The organism is Rhizobium sp. PP-F2F-G48 (assembly GCF_004342335.1).
Taxonomy (GTDB): domain Bacteria; phylum Pseudomonadota; class Alphaproteobacteria; order Rhizobiales; family Rhizobiaceae; genus Ferranicluibacter.
The window spans coordinates 697,507-715,794 of sequence record NZ_SLVH01000001.1 but is presented as its reverse complement, the minus strand read 5'-3'; the positions used below and the strand labels follow the sequence as shown (position 1 = coordinate 715,794).

Annotated in this window: 16 protein-coding genes; 1 reads left to right on the top strand and 15 read right to left on the bottom strand. The window is 66.9% G+C overall.

Annotation, left to right across the window (positions count from 1 at the left end):
• Positions 1 to 47: 47 nt before the first annotated feature.
• The 12 genes from C8J36_RS03250 to C8J36_RS03195 form a co-directional block, all read right to left on the bottom strand.
• The gene (locus tag C8J36_RS03250; RefSeq protein WP_132532585.1) at positions 48 to 779 is read right to left on the bottom strand and encodes a PAS domain-containing protein; all 732 of its coding nucleotides are present in this window, start codon (positions 777 to 779) and stop codon (positions 48 to 50) included.
• A 238-nt stretch (positions 780 to 1,017) separates the two neighbouring features.
• The gene (locus C8J36_RS03245; RefSeq protein WP_132532583.1) at positions 1,018 to 1,986 is read right to left on the bottom strand and encodes a lipid A biosynthesis lauroyl acyltransferase; all 969 of its coding nucleotides are present in this window, start codon (positions 1,984 to 1,986) and stop codon (positions 1,018 to 1,020) included.
• Entirely contained in the window at positions 1,983 to 3,011 is a 1,029-nt protein-coding gene (locus C8J36_RS03240) for a zinc-binding dehydrogenase (protein ID WP_132532581.1), read from the bottom strand. The genes C8J36_RS03245 and C8J36_RS03240 overlap by 4 nt, the downstream gene beginning before the upstream one ends.
• Positions 3,012 to 3,074: 63 nt before the next feature.
• Positions 3,075 to 4,358 (bottom strand): beta-ketoacyl-ACP synthase, encoded by a 1,284-nt coding sequence (locus C8J36_RS03235; protein ID WP_132532579.1) that lies wholly within the window; start codon positions 4,356 to 4,358, stop codon positions 3,075 to 3,077.
• Positions 4,355 to 5,572 (bottom strand): beta-ketoacyl-ACP synthase, encoded by a 1,218-nt coding sequence (locus C8J36_RS03230; protein WP_132532577.1) that lies wholly within the window; start codon positions 5,570 to 5,572, stop codon positions 4,355 to 4,357. The genes C8J36_RS03235 and C8J36_RS03230 overlap by 4 nt, the downstream gene beginning before the upstream one ends.
• 4 nt (positions 5,573 to 5,576) lie before the next feature.
• Positions 5,577 to 6,083 carry a 3-hydroxyacyl-ACP dehydratase FabZ family protein gene (locus C8J36_RS03225; protein WP_132532575.1) on the bottom strand — a complete coding sequence of 169 codons (507 nt, stop codon included), beginning with the start codon at positions 6,081 to 6,083 and terminating at the stop codon, positions 5,577 to 5,579.
• 238 nt (positions 6,084 to 6,321) lie between these two features.
• Entirely contained in the window at positions 6,322 to 6,606 is a 285-nt protein-coding gene (locus C8J36_RS03220; protein ID WP_132532573.1) for an acyl carrier protein, read from the bottom strand.
• A gap of 193 nt (positions 6,607 to 6,799) precedes the next feature.
• Complete coding sequence (cbiB, locus tag C8J36_RS03215; RefSeq protein WP_132532571.1) at positions 6,800 to 7,774, bottom strand: adenosylcobinamide-phosphate synthase CbiB; 975 nt, start codon at positions 7,772 to 7,774, stop codon at positions 6,800 to 6,802.
• Entirely contained in the window at positions 7,774 to 8,775 is a 1,002-nt protein-coding gene (cobD, locus tag C8J36_RS03210; RefSeq protein WP_132532569.1) for a threonine-phosphate decarboxylase CobD, read from the bottom strand. Before cobD ends, cbiB begins: the two co-directional genes overlap by 1 nt.
• On the bottom strand, positions 8,772 to 10,106 hold the full coding sequence (locus C8J36_RS03205; RefSeq protein ID WP_132532567.1) for a cobyrinate a,c-diamide synthase: 1,335 nt from the start codon (positions 10,104 to 10,106) through the stop codon (positions 8,772 to 8,774). Before C8J36_RS03205 ends, cobD begins: the two co-directional genes overlap by 4 nt.
• Positions 10,103 to 10,948, bottom strand: coding sequence for a uroporphyrinogen-III C-methyltransferase (gene cobA, locus C8J36_RS03200; protein WP_132532565.1), 846 nt, complete (start codon positions 10,946 to 10,948; stop codon positions 10,103 to 10,105). Before cobA ends, C8J36_RS03205 begins: the two co-directional genes overlap by 4 nt.
• On the bottom strand, positions 10,945 to 11,442 hold the full coding sequence (locus C8J36_RS03195) for a cobalamin biosynthesis protein (protein WP_348631348.1): 498 nt from the start codon (positions 11,440 to 11,442) through the stop codon (positions 10,945 to 10,947). Before C8J36_RS03195 ends, cobA begins: the two co-directional genes overlap by 4 nt.
• Before the next feature lie 438 nt (positions 11,443 to 11,880).
• On the opposite strand from C8J36_RS03195, the gene C8J36_RS03190 reads away from it, so the two are divergent.
• Positions 11,881 to 12,666, top strand: a complete 786-nt coding sequence (locus C8J36_RS03190; protein ID WP_132532562.1) for a TSUP family transporter — start codon at positions 11,881 to 11,883, stop codon at positions 12,664 to 12,666.
• 99 nt (positions 12,667 to 12,765) lie between these two features.
• Here the strand turns inward: C8J36_RS03190 and cobO are convergent, their stop codons facing one another.
• The 3 genes from cobO to cobW are packed head-to-tail and all read right to left on the bottom strand — an operon-like array spanning position 12,766 to position 18,288.
• A complete protein-coding gene (gene cobO, locus C8J36_RS03185; RefSeq protein WP_132532559.1) occupies positions 12,766 to 13,395 on the bottom strand; it encodes a cob(I)yrinic acid a,c-diamide adenosyltransferase in 630 nt (209 codons plus the stop codon).
• Positions 13,396 to 13,412: 17 nt separating this feature from the next.
• Entirely contained in the window at positions 13,413 to 17,174 is a 3,762-nt protein-coding gene (cobN, locus tag C8J36_RS03180) for a cobaltochelatase subunit CobN (protein ID WP_132532556.1), read from the bottom strand.
• Between the two features lie 19 nt (positions 17,175 to 17,193).
• Positions 17,194 to 18,288, bottom strand: coding sequence for a cobalamin biosynthesis protein CobW (cobW, locus tag C8J36_RS03175; protein WP_132532553.1), 1,095 nt, complete (start codon positions 18,286 to 18,288; stop codon positions 17,194 to 17,196).

Below are 18,288 nucleotides of genomic sequence, written 5' to 3'. Positions count from 1 at the left end.
GACGCTCCGTGACGCGCGGCTTCAGACTGCCGGTTCCCGCCGCAGCGTCAGGCTGCCGCCTCGGCCGCGACCGTGCGGCGGCGGTTGGCCAGTTCCTGATAGACGACGATGGCGCCGATGATCTCGCCCGCATCGCAACGGGCCGGCGTCATGCGGGAGCGGATCACGATCGTTCGCCCGTTCACCTCACGGGCATAGGTGGTGTCCACGATCTCGCCGCGGAAACAGCGCTCGAGACGAGGCTTCAGACTGTCCTCGAAGAATGGCTGCTGATCGGAACGCTCGACCACCGGCCGGCCGACGAGAGACAGGACCTTCGAATCGACCGCCCGCGCATGCAGCGCATTCGTGTAGAGATAGCGGTAGTCGGTCGTGATGACGAAGACGTGGTCGGGAAGGCTGTCGAGGACATCCTCGTCCAAAGACGGCTCCTGCGTCTTTTCGGGCGGCGGCGAATCGCAGGTCAGGGAGATGCCCGGATCGCGAATCCGGAATCGCCCCGTCTCCGCCTCGACGAAGTAGCGCTCGGCAAGCCGGGACAATGTACTGCTGTGCCGGATCACATGGGCGCGGTCGTCGGCTTCCTGCCGCAGGAGATCCAGAAGAAAGTCGAATTGAAGCCGGGCTTCCTCGGCGCTCCTGGCCTGCTTGTTCTCGATGGCCTTGACCAACGGTTTGATTTCACGATCGAGCCCGTCGATCAGCAAAGCATCGCCCTGATCAACAGCCTCGTACAGCTTGGAGTATTTCATCCAGAATAAATCGATCAGCGTCCTCACGCGTCATCTCCATATTCAAGCGTGCCCGGTAAGGGACTGTCGTCTCTCTGCAAGGGCATGAATCAGCATGTCTCATCAATTGCTCGAACCAGTGGGATACGACTTTACACCCGCCGCGACGCCTTTCAACCGATCCCTTACAGTATCGTGAATTTCACATGCCTTTTTTAGAGAGGACACACGCGCTCTGGCCGTTCCTGCACGTTTTTCGGGAGGCGGCCGAGGGACGCTCGCTTCGCTACATTTTCGTCCTGGTCTCGCGGGCAACTCTGCGCTTCACGTGCCAGCGATCATGGTACCAGAGCCATTGGCCGGGATATTCCCGTACCCAGCGCTCCACCGTGTCGTTGAGCAGCTGCGCCGTCGCCTCGACGTCGACGCTGCCGCCTTCCTTGCGGGGAATGGTCACGGCGGGCTCGATCTCCAGGCGAAAGCGATTGCCGGGAAGTCGGATGCAGCGGGCGGGATAGACCTCGCAGCCGAACTGCCGAACGAGCTTGGCCAGAAGCGGATTGGTCTTCACCGGCTGCCCGAAGAAGGTCGTCTCCAGACCCTTGCGGAACTTCTGATCGACCAGCACGCCGATCCCGTGTCCCTCGTCCAGCTTGCGGGCCAGCGTGAAGGATGAGCCCGCGTGAGACGGCACGAGCGTGCCCATGCGCTTGGCACGGAACTCGAAGACCTTCTTGGCCATGGTCGCATTGTTCGGCGGGCGGAAGAGCACCGTCACATCCAGGCCGAAGGCCGAGCCCGCGACGGGCAGCATCTCGAAGCTGCCCGTATGGGCGGTAAAAACGATGAAGGGGCGCGGATTGTCGCGCAGATCGAGGAAGATCGGCGCACCGACCACCTCGACGCGGCCGGGCGCGCCGCGTGTCGGATCATAGTCGAACAACCGGTCGAGAAAGACATATTCCGCAGCGAGCCGGCCGATCGACCCCCAGCTTTCGAGCGCGATCGCCTGGATCTCGTCGTCGCTCTTTTCCGGATAGGCGGCCCGCAGATTGGCAAGCGTCAGCAGATGCCGGCCGCGCATGAAGCGCGGTCCGGCGAACCGCGAGACGCGATCCATAAGGTTCAGCGCCGTATCCGCCGGCAGCAGCTTCAAAAGCATCAGCGGCAGGAAGGCGAGTTGCGCGACGATCCAGTCCTGGGCGTGCCGGGCAAACAGCACGAGCCGCGTGATCAGGCTGCGCACGGCGGTCAATCCAGCCGCAGGACGATCTTGCCGAACACCTGGCGACCCTCCATGCGCTCCAACGCGCGGTCGATGTTTTCGAAGGTCACTTCCGTATCGATGACAGGATGAACGAGACCGCGCGCCATCTTCTGCATCGCATCGGCCATGTTCTCCATCCGGCAGCCGAACGAGCCGATGAGCTTCAGTTGCTGCTGGAAGAGCATCATCAGGTTCATGTCGGCCGAAACGCCCGAGGTGGAGCCGCAGGTGACGAGCCGCCCGCCCCGCTTCATGCAGAGCATGGAGCCGGCCCAGGTGTCCTTGCCGACATGCTCGAACACGACATCGACGCCCTTCTTCTTCGTCAGCTTGCGCACGACGCCTTCAAAACGGTCGGTGCGGTAGTTGATGACGTGATCGGCGCCGAGCGCCCTGGCCTTCTCGATCTTGTCGTCTGAGCCGACCGTGGTGATGACGGTGCAGCCGATCTTCTTGGCAAGCTGGATCGCCGCCGAGCCGATGCCCGAACCGCCGGCATGGACGAGGATCGTCTCGCCCGGCTCGAGCTTCGCATTGTCGAACAGCATATGCTCCACCGTCCCGAAGGTCACGGGCGCGAGCGCCGCCGCAACCGCATCGATGCCGGGCGGTGCCGGCACGAGAAGGCGGGCGGGAAGATTGACCTTCTCCTGGGCAAAACCATCGAGGTGGAAGCCGTGAACGCCGCTCACATGTTCGCAGAGATTGTCGCGACCTTCGCGGCACGGGCGGCAGAGGCCGCAGGTGCGGGCGCCGTAGATCGACACCAGCTGTCCGGGAAGAACGTTGGCGACGCCCGGCCCGATCGTCTCCACGACGCCTGCCGCTTCCGCACCGATGACGAGCGGCATCTTGCGCTTGGCAAAGGCCATGCCGCGCCAGCCCCAGACGTCGATGTGGTTGAGCGCGACGGCCTTGACGCGCAGCGTCACCTCGCCGGGGCCCGGTGCGTCCGGCTCCGGCAGGTCGGTGACTTCAAGCTTCCGGTCGTCGATCAGTTGCAGCGCGCGCATGGTCTTTTCCTTATCGTTTCCGCGGGTTCGTCTGTCGTCTTCATGCGTGTCAATATCAGGGCGTCAGGCAGGTTCGGCCGTCATGACCAGGCTGGCATTCTGCCCGCCAAAGCCGAAGGAGTTGGACAGCACGGCCGTCACCTGCGCATCGCGCTTGACGTTCGGCACCACATCCAGGGCAATGGCCGGATCGGGGTTCTGATAGTTGATGGTCGGCGGCAGCGTCCCGGTGAGGATGGTCTGCAGCGAGAACACCGCCTCGACGGCACCCGCCGCCGTCAGCGTGTGGCCGATCATCGACTTGTTCGAGGACACGGGGATACGGGCGAGCCCTTCGCCGAAGACGGCCGACATCGCGCCATATTCCATCTTGTCGTTTTCCGGCGTGGACGTGCCATGCGCGTTGACATAACCGACATCGCTTTCGGCAATGCCGGCATCGGCCAGCGCCGCGCGGATCGACGCGATCGCCGGGCCGCCATCCGGCGAGGACCGGGTGCGGTGGAAGAGATCGGCCTTTTCGCCGCAACCCTTGAGAATGCCGAGAACCTTGGCACCCCGCGCAATGGCGGCTTCGAGCGATTCGAGCACGAGGGTCGCCGCACCCTCGGCGATGACGAAGCCGTCGCGGTCGCGCGTGAACGGCTTGGAGGCCTTCTCGGGCGGATCGTTCTGGGTGGAGAGCGCCGAGAGGAGCGAGAAGCGGATCAGCGCTTCCGCGCTCACCGACCCGTCGGTCGCCACCGTCAGCGCGCGCGTGGTGCGGCCCTGGCGGATGGCCTCGACGCCGAGCTGGATGGCGGTGGCGCCCGAGGCGCAGGCGGTGGACAGCGTCACCGGCAGGCCGCGCGTGCCGAACCGGTCGGACAGGCGCTCGGAAATCGCGCCGAAGAGTGCGGCCTCGTAGAAGACCGGATCGGCCTTTTCGCGCATGGCGGCGAGGAAGCGGTTATAGGCATCGGCCGGCTTTTCGGACGGCGGCGAACGGTCGGCGAGCGCGAAGCGGGCGCTCCATTCCGGCTCGATCGGCGGCGCGGCGAGAAACAGCGGGCCATCGAAATCGCCGGAGATTCCGGCCTGCGCCAGCGCTTCCAGCGTCGTCTCGCGCGCCATGGCATAAGAGCGCTCGACCGAGTTCTCGTTGGGCACGTCGATGAAATCGACCGTACCGCAGATCCGCGTCGACAGGCCGTCGGTCGGGAAGCGGGTGATCTTGTGGATGCCGGACACGCCGCCGGTGAGCGCGGCCCAGTTGTCCTGCAGTCCCTGTCCGAGCGAGGTGATGACGCCCATGCCGGTGACGGCGATCAGCGGGCGGCCGAGATGGTCCTGATAGGCATTGGTCATGACGAAAGCTCCTCTGCACCGGTTCCGGCATGCGCCGTCAGCACGGCGACCCCCTCGCCCCGGCCATGGCCGAGCGTCGTGACGATCGCATGCTTCGGCGCGCGGGTCATGGGCGGCTCGGACGGATCGAACGGCGGCACGACGGCGCCGGCATCGAGCGCAAGCGCCGCCAGCGCGAGGCCGAGCGGAAACTGCGCCTCGATCCCATGTCCGACGGCGCCGCTGTAACCGCGCACGGGCGCATGCGGAAACCGCTTCTCCAGCCACGTCCGCTCCTGTGCGGCAAGGGCCGCAAGGCCGCTTGCGCCGGAGAACACGACGGTATCCTCGGCCGGCGCTGCCGCGCTCAACCGGTCGAGCCGCGCCTCCAGCCGTCCGTCCTCGCGATGGCCGCGGTCGCCGCCGACGGCATCGATCGTCGCATAGATATGCGCGCCGCGCGCCTCCGCATGGTCGCGCGATTCGAGCACCAGGAAGGCGCCGATGGACCCCAGAATGATGCCGCCGCCCTCGCCTTCGCCGCGCGACCAGAGCGGATGCCAGGGACCGGTCGCATGGGCCTGCAGGGCTTCCACGAGCAGGATGATATCGAGCCGCTCGGCCGAAAGGGCGCCGCCCACCAGCGTGTGGCTGGACTGCCCGGCCTTGATGCGGGCAAAGGCGGTTTCGACGGCGGAGATACCGGCCGCTTCCTCGCCCATGAAGGTGCGCGACGAACCGGTGACCTTGTGGACGATCGAGATGTTGCCGGCCATGAGATTGGAGAGCTGCGCGAGGAACAGCGTCGGGCGCAGTTCGGTCGTCAGCTTCTCGTTGAGCAGATGTTCGCGGTCGTTGCGCTTCAGGCCCTCGTCCACGATCAGGCTGTCGACGGCGATGTCGCGCTCGCCGCCGCCGGCCGCGACGATCATGTCCATCGTGCCGCAGGCCTCCGCATCGTCCTTGAGGCCGGCATCGTCGAGCGCGAGCCCGGCGCTGAAGACGCCGAGGCGCTGCCAGTTCTCCATCTGCCGCTGATCGCCGCGCTTGGCGATCTGGGCCGACCAGTCGATGGCCGGCAGCGGATGCACCGGATAGGGCGCGAAGCGCTCCGTCTCCACCACGACCGACGGTGTTTCCCCCGCCGTCAGCATGGCGATATGCGGCGCGACACCCACGCCCTGGCTGGTGACGATCCCCACCCCGGTGATCACGACGTCATTGGCGGCCTTCATGCGGTCACTCCTGAGACAATTCTGGGGGCAATTCCGGAGAACCCCGGGCGGCCAGCGCCGCCATGAGCCCGACCTCTTCCGCCCGCTTGCGGACGATCGGCGCAAGCGGCACCTGATCGAAGGGGACGGTGCGCAGCTTCAGCTGGGCATCCGCGATGCGCTTTCCGGCCGACGAGATCTTCGCCTTCGTCACCGCAAAGCCCGAGCCGTCATGTTCAAGCACCACATCGATGTCGAGCACGGCTTCCGGCTCCACGAAGGAGCGCATCTTCGCACCATCGACCGTCATCAGGAACGGCATGGCGGCGAAATCGGTGACAGCGAGCACGAGGAAACCGGACGCCTGCGCCATCGTTTCGATGAGAAGGACGCCGGGGACCAGCGGATAGCCCGGGAAATGCCCTTCGAACACGGGGCTTTGCGCCGGCACGACGGAGCGGGCGCGCAGCGTCTTCGCCGTCATGTCGACAGTCTCGACGCGGTCGATCATCTGGAAATATTCAAGCAGCATAACACATCATCCGCTTACCACCTCCAAGCCTGCGAGGAGCGACCCCGAACCAGAAAGCCCGGAACGGGCGATCTGCAACAGGAAACCTCGACGGGCGGCCCAACACGCGACAGGACCGGTGACGGCGGCACCCGGACATTGCGTTCGAGGCCGTCAGGTAGAAACGGCGATGCCGCCTGTCAAGCGCGCAAGAGCGGCGTCGGGCGGCATCGCGGAACGGGAGCAGGTGAAAGGCCGATCAGGCCTTGGCAGCGCGCAGTTCGTCGATCTTGGCGCAGAGGTTCTTCAGGACGAAGTATTCCTCCGTCGAGGCCTTGCCTTCGTTCACGTCCTGCGTCCACTTTTCCAGCGGAATCTTGATGCCGAATTCCTTGTCGATCGCAAAGACGATGTCGAGGAAATCCAGGCTGTCGATGCCGAGATCGTCGATCGTGTGGCTTTCCGGCGTGATCGTCTCGCGATCGATCTCGCTAGTCTCTGCAATGATGTCGGCGACCTTGTCGAATGTGGCTGTCACGCGCAAACCTCTTTGTGTGGCAAGTTTTGCCGAAGCTATAGGGTAACTGCGCAGGAAAAGCCAATGGCCTTGCGGCGGTGCGGGGATTTTTGCGCCGTCCTGTTGCCGAAAGGACCGCGTTGCAGCATCGGTAGGCATCGAACGGCGATGACCCTGTGGATGCGCGTCCTTCCCTCGGGCCGATCGGCGGATGCTGGCTCTACAGAAAAAGACGGCAGAGTGCGGCGAAGAGCACGAGGCCGAGCGCCTGCGTGCAGGCGGAATGGAAGACGCCGACGCCCCGCACGATATCGCCGGCGGTGGCCACCGGACGGCCGGCCGCGTTCATCATCGGCTCCTCGACCCGTGCGCCGGCATAGAGACGGGGTCCGGCAAGCCGCAGATTGAGAGCCCCGGCCATCGCCGCTTCCGGCCAGCCGGAATTGGGCGAGCGGTGCAGACCCTGATCACGCAGCGCGACGGACAGCGCGTTCTGCCCTGCCCCGCCACCGAGCCGCCACCAGGCGCCACCGGCGATCAGCAGCATCGACAGCCGGGCGGCCGGCAGATTGGCGACATCGTCGAGCCGCGCCGAGGCCCAGCCGAAATGGAGATAGCGTTCGGTCTTGTGGCCGATCATCGAATCGGCCGTGTTCAGCATCTTGTAGGCCAGAAGCCCGGGCAGCCCGCAGATCGCATACCAGACGAGCGGCGCCACGACGCCGTCCGAAAAGTTCTCGGCCAGGCTCTCGATCGCCGCCCGGCAGACGCCGGCCTCGTCCAGGCTCTGCGGATCGCGCCCGACGATCATCGAGACCGCCTGCCGCCCGCCGGCAAGCCCGCCGTCCCGCAACCCCGCCGCCACCCGCAGGACGTGATCCGACAGGCTTTTCTGGGCGAGGAAGACGGCAACGATCAGGGCTTCGAGCGCCGCACCGGGAAGACCGAGCCGCGACACGGCGACATGGATGACCACCCCGATCACAGCCGACAGGAGGAGGAGGCCGGAGATGGCCACCACGCCGCGAAACCGGCCTTGCGAGGGCGTGAGATCCGGCCGGTTCAGCCGGCGCTCGCAGAACCCGATCGCCGTGCCGAACAGGACGACGGGATGCGGCAGGCGGCGCCACAGCCCATCGGGATCGCCGACGATACGGTCGATGAGAAGGCCAGCCGCGAGGATCACGAGGCGCATCAGGCCGCGGCCTTCAAGAGCGCGGACAGAAGCCGCCGGTCGGATGCCGGATCGGGCGTGAGACCCAGCCGCAGCCACTGCGGCGCGTAATCGAAGCTGCGGGTGAGGATATGCTGCTCGCAGAGCGCATGCTGCAGGGCGGCGCCGTCGCGGACCGCGAGGAGCGAGAAGAGGTGCGTGCCGCCGATCGTGCGGAGGCCCGCGCCCGACAGAGCGCTCTCCAGACCCGCTTTCCGCTCCGCGATGCGCGATCGAAGACCGTCGAGATCGCCCTGGAAAAGCGCCTCGGCGACGGCGAGCGCCGGCCCGGAGACGGCCCACGGGCCAAGCGCGGTCGCCAGGGTCTCCAGCACTTCCGGCACGGCCATGACGAAGCCGAGCCGGATGCCGGCATGACCGAACAGCTTGCCGAAGGAGCGGAAGACGACGAGGCCGGGATGCACGAAGGCCTCGGCTGCGACGCTGTTTGCGAAAACCTCGTCGCCGAAGGCCTCGTCCACGACCAGCCGCCCGCCTTGCGCCGCCATGCGGTCGGCGAGATCGAGCAAGGTCTGTCGCGGCAACAGGCGGCCGGTCGGGTTGTTCGGATTGACGACGACGGCGAGGCCGTGATCGGGTCGAATGTCGTGCGGATCGGAGACCGGATCGACGCCGAGACCCGAAAGCGACAACACCCGCCGATATTCGCCATAGGTCGGGCCGAGGATGGCGACAGGACGGCCCGGCCCGGCGAATGCCGGCAGTTGCTGGATGACGGACTGCGTTCCGGGGACCGCGAGCGGACGATGGTGCCCGGTGCCGTAGAAGCGCCCGGCGGCGGCTTCTGCGCGTTGCACGAGGTCGGCATCCGGCAGGCGATGCCAAACGGCGGCGGAAATCTCCGGCAAGGGCGGTGGGCAGGGATTGATGCCGGTGGAGAGATCGAGCCAGTCCGCAGCCACGCCGCCATAGCGTGCCATGGCGCGCGACAGGCCGCCGCCATGCTGGATCGGCGCCGTCATGCCGGCACCGCGCAGATGTCGGGCGCGCGATCGATGAGGTGCATGAAAGAGCCCGAGACCGAACCGACGCGCAGGCCCGCAGTGCCGAGCGAGGTGCCCGTGGCATCCTCCACCGCAAAGAGGGGTGCGGCATCGCCTTCCGACACGATCGTCGCATAGTGGAATTCATGTGCCATCATCGGCCGGAAAAAGCCGGTCTCGTCCAGCGGCCGGACGCGGCGATAGCCGAGATGCCGGCGCCGCTCGGCAAAGCTCGTGGTGAGCGGGAGAAGGCCGAGCATGGCGTGGCGCGCGCCCGCGGCATCGATCATCCCCTCGCCGAGCGTCATATAGCCACCGCATTCGCCGAAGATCCGCGCCTGCCGGTCTGCTGCGGCCTGCATGCCGCTGCGAAAGGTGGACGCCGCCGCGAGCCGGCCCGCATGAAGCTCGGGATAGCCGCCGGGAAGATAGACCGCGTCGCAATCCTCGGCCGGCGCCTCGTCGGCAAGCGGCGAGAAGAAGGACAGGCGCGCGCCGGAGGCATGCCAGCCGGCAAGCAGGTGCTCATAGGCAAAGGCGAAGGCGACGTCGCGCGCAATGGCGATCCGGGCGCCGAGCGGATCCATGGCCGCAACCTGGCCGTGGACCGGCCCGTGGACCAACCGGGCGGGATGCGCCTCGGCGCCCAAGGCCACGAGCGCGTCGAGATCGCACCCCGCCTCGACGGCATCGGCGGCGTGCTCGATGAAGCGATCGAGACCGCCATGCTCGCCCGCCTGCACAAGGCCGAGATGCCGCTCCGGCAAGGCAAGGGCGGGATCGCGGCCGATGGTGCCGAGCACCGGCATGTCGATGCCCGCGAGCGCGCCGCGCAGCATGGCCTCATGCTTGGGGCTGCCGACCTTGTTGAGGATGACGCCGGCAAGCCGCACATCGGGGCGAAACCGCGCATAGCCGGAGACGAGGGCCGCGACAGACTGCGCCATCCGGCCGCAATCGACCACGAGAACGACGGGCAGGCCGAGCGCTGCGGCAAGATCGGCCGGCGCGCCGGTGCCGTCCATCGCCGCGTCGAACAGCCCCATCATCGCCTCGATGACGAGCAGCCGGCCCTTGCTTCGCCCCTGCGCGGCCTGCGCATCGAGCAAGGCGGAGCGCATGGCCCAGGGATCGTAATTGACGCAGGCGATGCCGCAGGCGGCCGTGTGGAAGGCGGGATCGATATAATCCGGCCCCGCCTTTCCCGGAGATACGGCGACGCCGCGTCGGCGGAGCGCGCGCAACAGGCCGAGCGTGATCGTGGTCTTGCCGGAGCCGGAGGACGGGGCGGCGATGAGGATGCCGCTCATGCTTCCTGTGCCTTTGCAGCGACATCGGCCGGCGCGGCGGCAATTTCGGCCTGCGCGGCGGCGGGGCCGAGCCAGTCGAGAACGGGCCGCAGCCGCACGACCTCGCCGAGCACGACGATAACGGGCGGCAGGATGCCCGCCGCGGCCGCATCGTCTGCCGCCTGCCCCAGGGTCGTTTCGAGGACGGACTGACGCGTCGTCGCGGCATTGCTGACGAAGGCCAGCGGCTCGTCCGGCGCGCGGCCGGCAGCCAGCAGATTGGTGGTGATCTCGCGGATATGCTTCATCGCCATATACATGACGATGACCGGCGAGCCCTTGGCGACGCTCGCCCAATCGACCCGATCCGGCACGAGACCGGAGGAATCGTGACCGGTGAGGAAGGTGACGACATGGGTCAGGTCGCGGTGGGTGACCGGAATGCCGGCATAGGCGAGCCCGCCGATGCCGGCGGTGATCCCGGGCACGACGCGGAAGGGAATGCCGTGCTCGACCAGAACCAGCGCCTCCTCGCCGCCCCGGCCGAAGACGAAGGGATCGCCGCCCTTCAGCCGCAGGACCCGCTTGCCCTCCCGTGCGAGCACGACGAGGCGGAGCGAAATGTCGCGCTGCTTCGGCGAGGGCTTGCCGCCGCGCTTGCCGGCAAACTCCAGCACGGCACCGGGCCGCGCCAGCGACAGGCAGGCGGCATCGACCAGCGCATCGTGCACGATCACATCCGCCTGACGCAGCGCATTGACCGCATGCAGCGTCAGCAGCCCGGGATCGCCGGGACCGGCACCGACGAGCCAGACCGCACCCGGCGCCATCACCGGCAGGCCTTCGAACAGGGCATCGCTCATCCCGCCAACTCCAGAACGGGAGACGATGATTCACTCTCTGAAGATGCGAGCAGGACGGTCGAAGACATTGTCGCAAGCGGTTGATTCGATTCGACGTCTACCACGGCGGCCGTGACCCGGGCGGATGTGCGCTTCGCCACCACCAGCCGGCCACCGGCTTCTGCCGCGGCGAGCGCAGAGGCTTCGGCGACGCCGTGGCATCCCGTCAGGCGAAAGATCGCGGCCGAGGGCGTGGCGATCCGCGGCGTTTCCCTCTCCAGCCGGGCAGCCGCGAAGGTGAGAAGCGGGACGGCGAAATGCGCGGCAAGGGCGAGAAGGGCGGGCTCGGCGGCGCGCACATCGAGCGACGCGACGGCGCGGAGCGGAAGCGCGGGGTAACCGGCCTCGGACAGGACGGCCTGCGCAAGATCGAGGACCTCGGCAGCGGCCGTGCCCGGTCGGCAGCCAAGGCCGAGAACGAGCCCGCGCTCCATCGTCTCACCGCTCATCGTCATCGCGCGCGCTCCACTGCGAACCGCCGGATCCCGCAGATGAGGGCAAGGCAGGTCTCGTTTCAGATCCTGTAGCCGGACGGCGGTCGGGGACGACACCGCAGGCAGCAGACGCGCAGACGCCAGATGGCCGGAGATGTCTCTCCGGTCGAGGCCTCGACAGCTCCGGCATGAGCCCCCGATCAGGGTCGGCCGCACCGGACGCGTTTTCAGCCCGAACCGGGCGCCGTCGCATCGGGATCTCTTACAAGAGATTTGCGCGGACCGGAATTGCTTATGGAGACCCTGTCGCAGAATCATCATGAAGAGCGCGACGCGCCCGCAGGGAGAACGCTCGCAAAGCCATTGCCGCCCGAGAACACTTTCCTTTGGCGGCCGGCTCTGCCAAAGAGCGGGCTATCTTCAAACATTCCGCTGCCGGCGATACGGCGAGGGTCCATCGTGCACGATCTCGCGCTTCATCTGCTTCTCTTCCTCTTCGTGGCGGCCTTCATCGCCGGCTTCATCGACAGCATCGCCGGCGGCGGCGGCATGATCACCGTGCCGGCCATGCTGCTGGCCGGCCTGCCGCCGCTCGAAACGCTCGGCACCAACAAGCTGCAGTCGCTGTTCGGCTCGGGCTCGGCGAGCCTTGCCTATGCCAGGGCCGGGCATGTCGATCTGAAAGGCCAGCTGCCGATGGCGCTCCTGTCGCTTGCCGGCGGCGCGATCGGCGCCGTGGTGGCGACCGTGGTTCCCGGCGACGTGCTACGCGCCGTGCTCCCCTTCCTGCTGATCGGCATCGCGCTCTATTTCGCGCTGAAGCCGAACGTGGCCGATTTGGATCGCACCCAGCGCATCACGCCCTTCGTCTTCGGCCTGACCATCGTTCCCGCCATCGGCTTCTACGACGGCATTTTCGGCCCCGGCACCGGCTCCTTCTTCATGCTGGCCTTCATCGCCCTTGCCGGCTTTGGCGTGCTGAAGGCGACGGCGCATACCAAGCTGCTGAATTTCGGCTCCAATATCGGCGGCTTCCTCGTGCTCGCCGGATATGGCGTCGTGCTGTGGAAGGTCGGGCTGATGATGGGTGTCGGTCAGTTCGCCGGCGCGCAGGTCGGCTCGCGCTTCGCCATGAAGCGCGGCGCGACGATCATCAAGCCGCTGCTGGTGATCACCTGCATCGCGCTGGCCATCCGCCTGCTCGCCGATCCCGCAAATCCCGTCCGTGTCTGGCTTGGGTTCTGAAGCGCGTCGCGATCTTTCAGAGTCGCTCCTTGCGCTTCAGCTCCTGATCTTGCGCATGTCGTCATCGCAAAACCGCTGCGCACTTTTGCGCGACATGCGTCAGTATTCCACACCCACCTGCGCCTTGATGCCGGAGCGGAACGGGTGCTTGACCAGCTCCATCTCCGTCACGAGATCGGCGATCTCGATCAGTTCCTCGCGGGCATTGCGGCCGGTCAGCACCACATGGGTCATCGGCGGCTTTTCCTCGGTGAGGAACCGCACGACCTCGTGGATGTCGATGTAATCGTAGCGCAGCGCGATGTTGATCTCGTCCAGCAGCACCATCGAATTGGCGGGGTCGCGGATGAGCTCTTTCGAGGTCTCCCACGCCTTCTGCGCCATCGCGACATCGCGGGCGCGGTCCTGCGTTTCCCAGGTAAAACCTTCGCCGAGCGTATAGAAACGGCAAAGATGCTGGAAATGCGTCTCGATCAGCGTTCGCTCGCCGGTTTCCCAGCCGCCCTTGATGTACTGCACGACGGCGGACGGCATGCCATGGGCGATGTGGCGGAAGATCATGCCGAAGCCGGCCGTGGTCTTGCCCTTGCCCTTGCCGGTATGGACCATGATGAGGCCCTTGCCGTCGGTCTTCGTCGCCATGATCTTTTCGCGCGCCACCTTCTTCTTCGCCATCTTCATGGCGTGGCGCTCCAGATCGATCTCGCTTGCCGGTGTGTCTTCGGTCATATCGTCCCCCTGAAGGTTCAAGACGCCCTGAGCGTCAGGCTGTTTGAAAGCTCGAAACGCGCCGAGTTCGAGCGCGGCTGCCAGTAGCCCCGGTCGATCGCCTCGGTCAGCCGCGCCTGCAGATCCCGCAAAGCATGGCCGTTCGCCGCCTCCAGGAAGGCGCGCACCGCATCGTCGAGCACGAAGGTCTGGTAGACCGCCTCGAAATGCTGGCTGCGGACGGCGCCTGTGGTGGCGGCGAAGGCGAAGAGATAATCGACGGTCGCCGCCATCTCGAAGGCGCCCTTGTAGCCGTGGCGCATCATGCCGGCGATCCATTTCGGATTGACCACCCGGCCGCGCACGACCCGGCCGATCTCCTCCTCAAGCGAGCGGATGACCGGCTTTTCCGGCCGGGAATGATCGTTGTGATAGATGACCGGGCGCGTGCCCGAGAGTTGCTCGACGGCCGCGCTCATGCCGCCTTCGAACTGATAGTAATCGTCGCTGTCGAGGAGATCGTGTTCGCGATTGTCCTGATTCTGCACCACCGCCTGCACGCCGGCGAGACGCGTTTCCAGAACGCCGCGCTCCTCGCGACCCTCCGCATGCGCGCCATAGGCATAGCCGCCCCAGGTGAGATAGGCATCGGCAAGCTCGGCGCGCTCCGCTCCGCCCTTCTCGTCCATCAGCGCCTGGAGGCCGGCACCATAGGAGCCGGGCTTGGAGCCGAAGACGCGGTAGGAAGCGCGGCGTTCGGCCTCCGCAGCGCTCAGCCCCTTGTCGCGCCAGTCCGCGCTCTCGCGGCGGATGCGGGCGGCGATCGCATTGTCCTCGTCGTCCTCCTCCAGCGCGCCGATCGCCCGCACCGCGCTGTCGAACAGGGCGATCTGCTCGGGGAAGGCATCGCGGAAGAAGCCGGAGACGCGCAACGTGACATCGACGCGCGGGCGGCCGAGAAGCGCCGGCGGGACGATCTCGTAACCCGTGACCCGCCGCGACATCGGGTCCCAAAGCGGCCTGGCGCCGATAAGGGCCAGCGCCTGGGCGATATCGTCGCCGCCGGTGCGCATGTTCGAGGTGCCCCAGGCGGTGAGGCCGAGCGCGGTCGGCCATTCGCCGTGATCCTGAAGGTAGCGACGGATGAGCAGATCGGCCGATTTCCTGCCGAGTTCGAAGGCGGCCGGCGTCGGCACGGCACGGCTGTCGACGGAGTAGAAATTGCGCCCGGTCGGCAGCACATCCGGCCGCCCGCGCGTCGGCGCGCCGGACGGCCCGGGGGCGACGAAGCGCCCGTCGAGGCCGGCGAGAAGACCGACGATTTCCGCCGGTCCGCAGGCGACGAGCGAGGGTTTCAGCTGCGTCTCGATGGCGTCCAGAACAAGGCGCGTGGCACTCCAGTCGTCGGGACAGGCGATTTCGCCACCGACGAATTTTGCCGCGAGAAGCTCGATACGCTCGACCGTGTCGCCTTCGCTGCGCCATGGATCGTCGCTGACGGCCAGCAAAAGAGGCGGACGCGGCCCCTGCCAGAGCGTCGCCGGGGCGCAGTCGAGCGGATCGAACGCCGCGCTCTCGGCACCCTCCCCGTTGACGAGCCGGCAATCGCGCGCAATCGCCCGCTGCAGGCTGGCGTCCCCACCCTCGCTGCTGCCGCGCGGCACGCGGGCGAGCGCCAGCGTCAGGTCGGTCAGAAGCCGCCCCTCCGGCGAGACCCCGAAGACATGGAGACCGTCGCGGATCTGCATTTCCTTCAGGTCGCAGAGATAGGCATCGAGCTTCTGAAGGGCTGCATCCTCGCCATCCGTCTCGGCAATGCCGGCATCCGCATCGAGCCCGATATCGCGCACGAGGTGCAGGATCTGGTTGGACAGGAGCCGCAGGCGCCGCGGATCGCCGCCGGCCGCGTCGTAATATTCATCGACCAGCCCTTCGAGATCGCGTAGCGCGCCGTAGGTCTCGGCCCGGGTCAGCGGCGGGGTCAGATGGTCGATGATGACGGCCGAGGTCCGGCGCTTGGCCTGCGTGCCCTCGCCGGGATCGTTGACGATGAAGGGATAGAGATGGGGCAGCGGGCCGAAGACGGCTTCCGGATAGCAGTTTTCCGACAGCGCCAGCGACTTGCCCGGCAGCCATTCGAGGTTTCCGTGCTTGCCCATATGGATCACGGCGTGCGCACCGAAGGATCGGCGCAGGAAGGCGTAGAAGGCGAGATAGCCATGCGGCGGCACGAGGTCCGGCGAATGGTAGGTCTCCTTCGGGTCGATCTGGTAGCCGCGCGCCGGCTGGATGCCGATCAGCACGCCGCCGAGACGGGCGAGCGGCAGCGCGAAACGGTCGCCATCTGCGTAAGGGTCGCGCGACGGATCGCCCCAGCGTGCGGTGACCTCCGCTTGAATCCGTTCGGGAAGCGTTGCGAAGAACGCATTGTAATCGTTGAACGACAGCGTTTCGCGGATGTCGCGCCCGTCGCGTGCGGCATTGGTCGGGCCGGCCATCAGATGCCGGATCAGCGCATCGCCATCGGCAGGCACATCGCGCACCGGATAGCCGGCCGCAGCCATCGCGCGCAGCACCTCGACCGTTCCGGCGGGGGTATCCAGCCCGACGCCGTTTCCGAGCCGTCCGTCCCGGTTCGGGTAATTGGCGAGCACGATGGCGACGTTTCGTCCGGACGGCGGCGTGTGGTGCAGGCGCGCCCAGTTCGCCGCAAGTTTCGCGACGAAGGCCACCCTGTCGGCCAGGGGCGCGTGGCCGACGATGTTCGTCTCGACCGCCTCGTCATAGATCGCGGCCGCCTTGAACGAGACGGCGCGGGAGAGGATGCGCCCGTCCACCTCGGGCAGCGCGACGTTCATCGCGAGATCGCGCGCCATCAGGCCTTGCGACGAGGCCTCCCAGGCCTGCCGCGTCGAGGCGGAGAACAGCACCTGGATGACCGGCGCGCCGCCGGCATCGAGCACGGTGCCTTTGTGATCGGCGCCCGGCGCGGACACCGCAAAGCTGGTGGCGTTGAGGACGACATCGGGCTTGAACCGCGCGAAGATCGCCTCGACGGTGCCGACCGAGAGCTTGTCCTTCAGGCTGGAGACGAAGACCGGCAGCGCCCGCATGCCCTCGGCGGCGAGCGCCTCGACCAGGGCAGCGACTGGCCGGGTCTCGCCGGACTGGACGAGCGCGCGATAGAAGCAGAGCGCCACGATCGGCTGCTCGCCCCCGTGCGCGCGCGCCCAGTCGTCCGCGCCGATGATGCCTTCGTCCGGCGACCAGAGGCCTGCCCGCAGCAAAGGCGTTGCCGCGGCCGGCCGCTCGCGCGCATCGATGACGGCTTCGGCGTAGGCCAGAAGCCGCTGCATGTTCTCCGGCCCGCCTTCGGTGAAATAGGCAAGCATCTCCGCCCGGTCCTCGGCCGACACGGTGGAATAGGCGTCGAGCGCCGGATCCGGCTTGTCGTAACCCGGGAGGACGGCGATTTTTGCGCGATGGGTGACGGCCGTGGCGTGGAGGGCCTCCAGCACATATTGGAAATAGGAGGCGCCGCCGAGCGCCCGCACGACGATCAGCTTCGCATGCCGCGCCGTGCGCTCGACGTAGGTATCGACCGACATCGGATGTTTCAGCGACAGGAGGCTCGCCGCCCGGACCGTCCGCCCGCTGGACGCGGCTTTGCAGGCCGCGGCGACGGAGGAAAGCTCCGTATCGGCCGCGGACAGAAACAGGATCTCGCCCGGCGTCTGCCCGAGGTCGATGGCCTCGTCCCCGTCCGAGATCGTGCCTTTCTGCGCAAGAAGAAGATGCATCCGCCGCCGGTCCCGCCTGCTATGTCGCTGCCGCGACGATGGCCGTGCGGACGGCCGCCTCGTCCAGATGATCGAGCCCGATGACGACGAGGCGCGTGCGCCGCGCTTCGCCGGCCGCCCAGGCACGGTCGAAATAGGGGTCGATCCGCGTTCCCACGGCCTGGATCAGGAGGCGCATCGGCTTGCCGGGAACATCGGCAAAACCTTTCAGCCGCAGCACATCGTGTGCGGCGACGACCTCCTTCAGCTTGGCCACGAAGCCGGTGGGATCGGCGATGGGGCCGAGCTCGACGACGAAGCTCGAAAACTCGTCATGATCGTGCGCCTCGCCGGCCGCGTGCTCCATCTCGTGATGGGACTTACGATTGGCGATGTCGTCTTCGGTGCCGACGCCGAGGCCGAGCAGCACGGAGGCCGGCACGGCGCCATTGGCGGCCTCGATCATCCTCGGCTTGCGCGTGGTGCGCGCGGCGACCTCGCGGCGGACGGTTTCGAGCCCGGCGGCATCGAGCAGGTCCGTCTTGTTGAGAACGATGAGATCGGCTGCGGTCAGCTGGTCCTCGAACAGTTCCTCGATCGGGCTCTCATGGTCGAGATTGTCGTCTTCGGCGCGCGCGGCATCCACCCTGTCGTGATCGTCGGCAAAACGCCCGGCGGCGACGGCCGCGCTGTCCACCACCGTGATCACGCCGTCCACCGTCACCTGCGTGCGGATATCGGGCCAGTTGAATGCGGCGATCAGCGGCTGCGGCAAAGCGAGACCCGATGTCTCGATGACGATATGATCCGGGCGGCCCTCACGCTCCAGAAGGCGCGTCATGGTGGGGATGAAATCGTCGGCAACGGTGCAGCAGATGCAGCCATTGGTGAGCTCGATGATATCGTCCTCGCGGCAGGCCTCGGCCCCGCAGCCCTTCAGGACGTCGCCATCGACGCCGAGATCGCCGAACTCGTTGATGATCAGCGCGATCCGCCGGCCGTCAGCGTTTTCCAGAATGTTGCGGATCATCGTCGTCTTGCCCGCACCCAGAAATCCGGTGATGACGGTTGCGGGGATCTTGGCGCCCGATGGTTTCCGGTCGCCGGCTTTGGAAGCCGGATGAGAATCTGTCAT

Excerpts from the sequence above, each read along its gene's own strand:
- cobA (WP_132532565.1), bottom strand. The coding sequence starts at position 10,948 with ATGAGCGATGCCCTGTTCGAAGGCCTGCCGGTGATGGCGCCGGGTGCG.
- C8J36_RS03195 (WP_348631348.1), bottom strand. The coding sequence starts at position 11,442 with ATGACGATGAGCGGTGAGACGATGGAGCGCGGGCTCGTTCTCGGCCTT.
- cobO (WP_132532559.1), bottom strand. The coding sequence starts at position 13,395 with ATGACCGAAGACACACCGGCAAGCGAGATCGATCTGGAGCGCCACGCC.
- cobD (WP_132532569.1), bottom strand. The coding sequence starts at position 8,775 with ATGACGGCGCCGATCCAGCATGGCGGCGGCCTGTCGCGCGCCATGGCA.
- C8J36_RS03240 (WP_132532581.1), bottom strand. The coding sequence starts at position 3,011 with ATGCGCGCGCTGCAACTGATCGACGACCGGAAGCTTGAAGTCACCGAC.
- C8J36_RS03205 (WP_132532567.1), bottom strand. The coding sequence starts at position 10,106 with ATGAGCGGCATCCTCATCGCCGCCCCGTCCTCCGGCTCCGGCAAGACC.
- cobN (WP_132532556.1), bottom strand. The coding sequence starts at position 17,174 with ATGCATCTTCTTCTTGCGCAGAAAGGCACGATCTCGGACGGGGACGAG.
- cbiB (WP_132532571.1), bottom strand. The coding sequence starts at position 7,774 with ATGCGCCTCGTGATCCTCGCGGCTGGCCTTCTCATCGACCGTATCGTC.
- C8J36_RS03225 (WP_132532575.1), bottom strand. The coding sequence starts at position 6,083 with ATGCTGCTTGAATATTTCCAGATGATCGACCGCGTCGAGACTGTCGAC.
- cobW (WP_132532553.1), bottom strand. The coding sequence starts at position 18,288 with ATGACAGATTCTCATCCGGCTTCCAAAGCCGGCGACCGGAAACCATCG.
- C8J36_RS03235 (WP_132532579.1), bottom strand. The coding sequence starts at position 4,358 with ATGACCAATGCCTATCAGGACCATCTCGGCCGCCCGCTGATCGCCGTC.
- C8J36_RS03230 (WP_132532577.1), bottom strand. The coding sequence starts at position 5,572 with ATGAAGGCCGCCAATGACGTCGTGATCACCGGGGTGGGGATCGTCACC.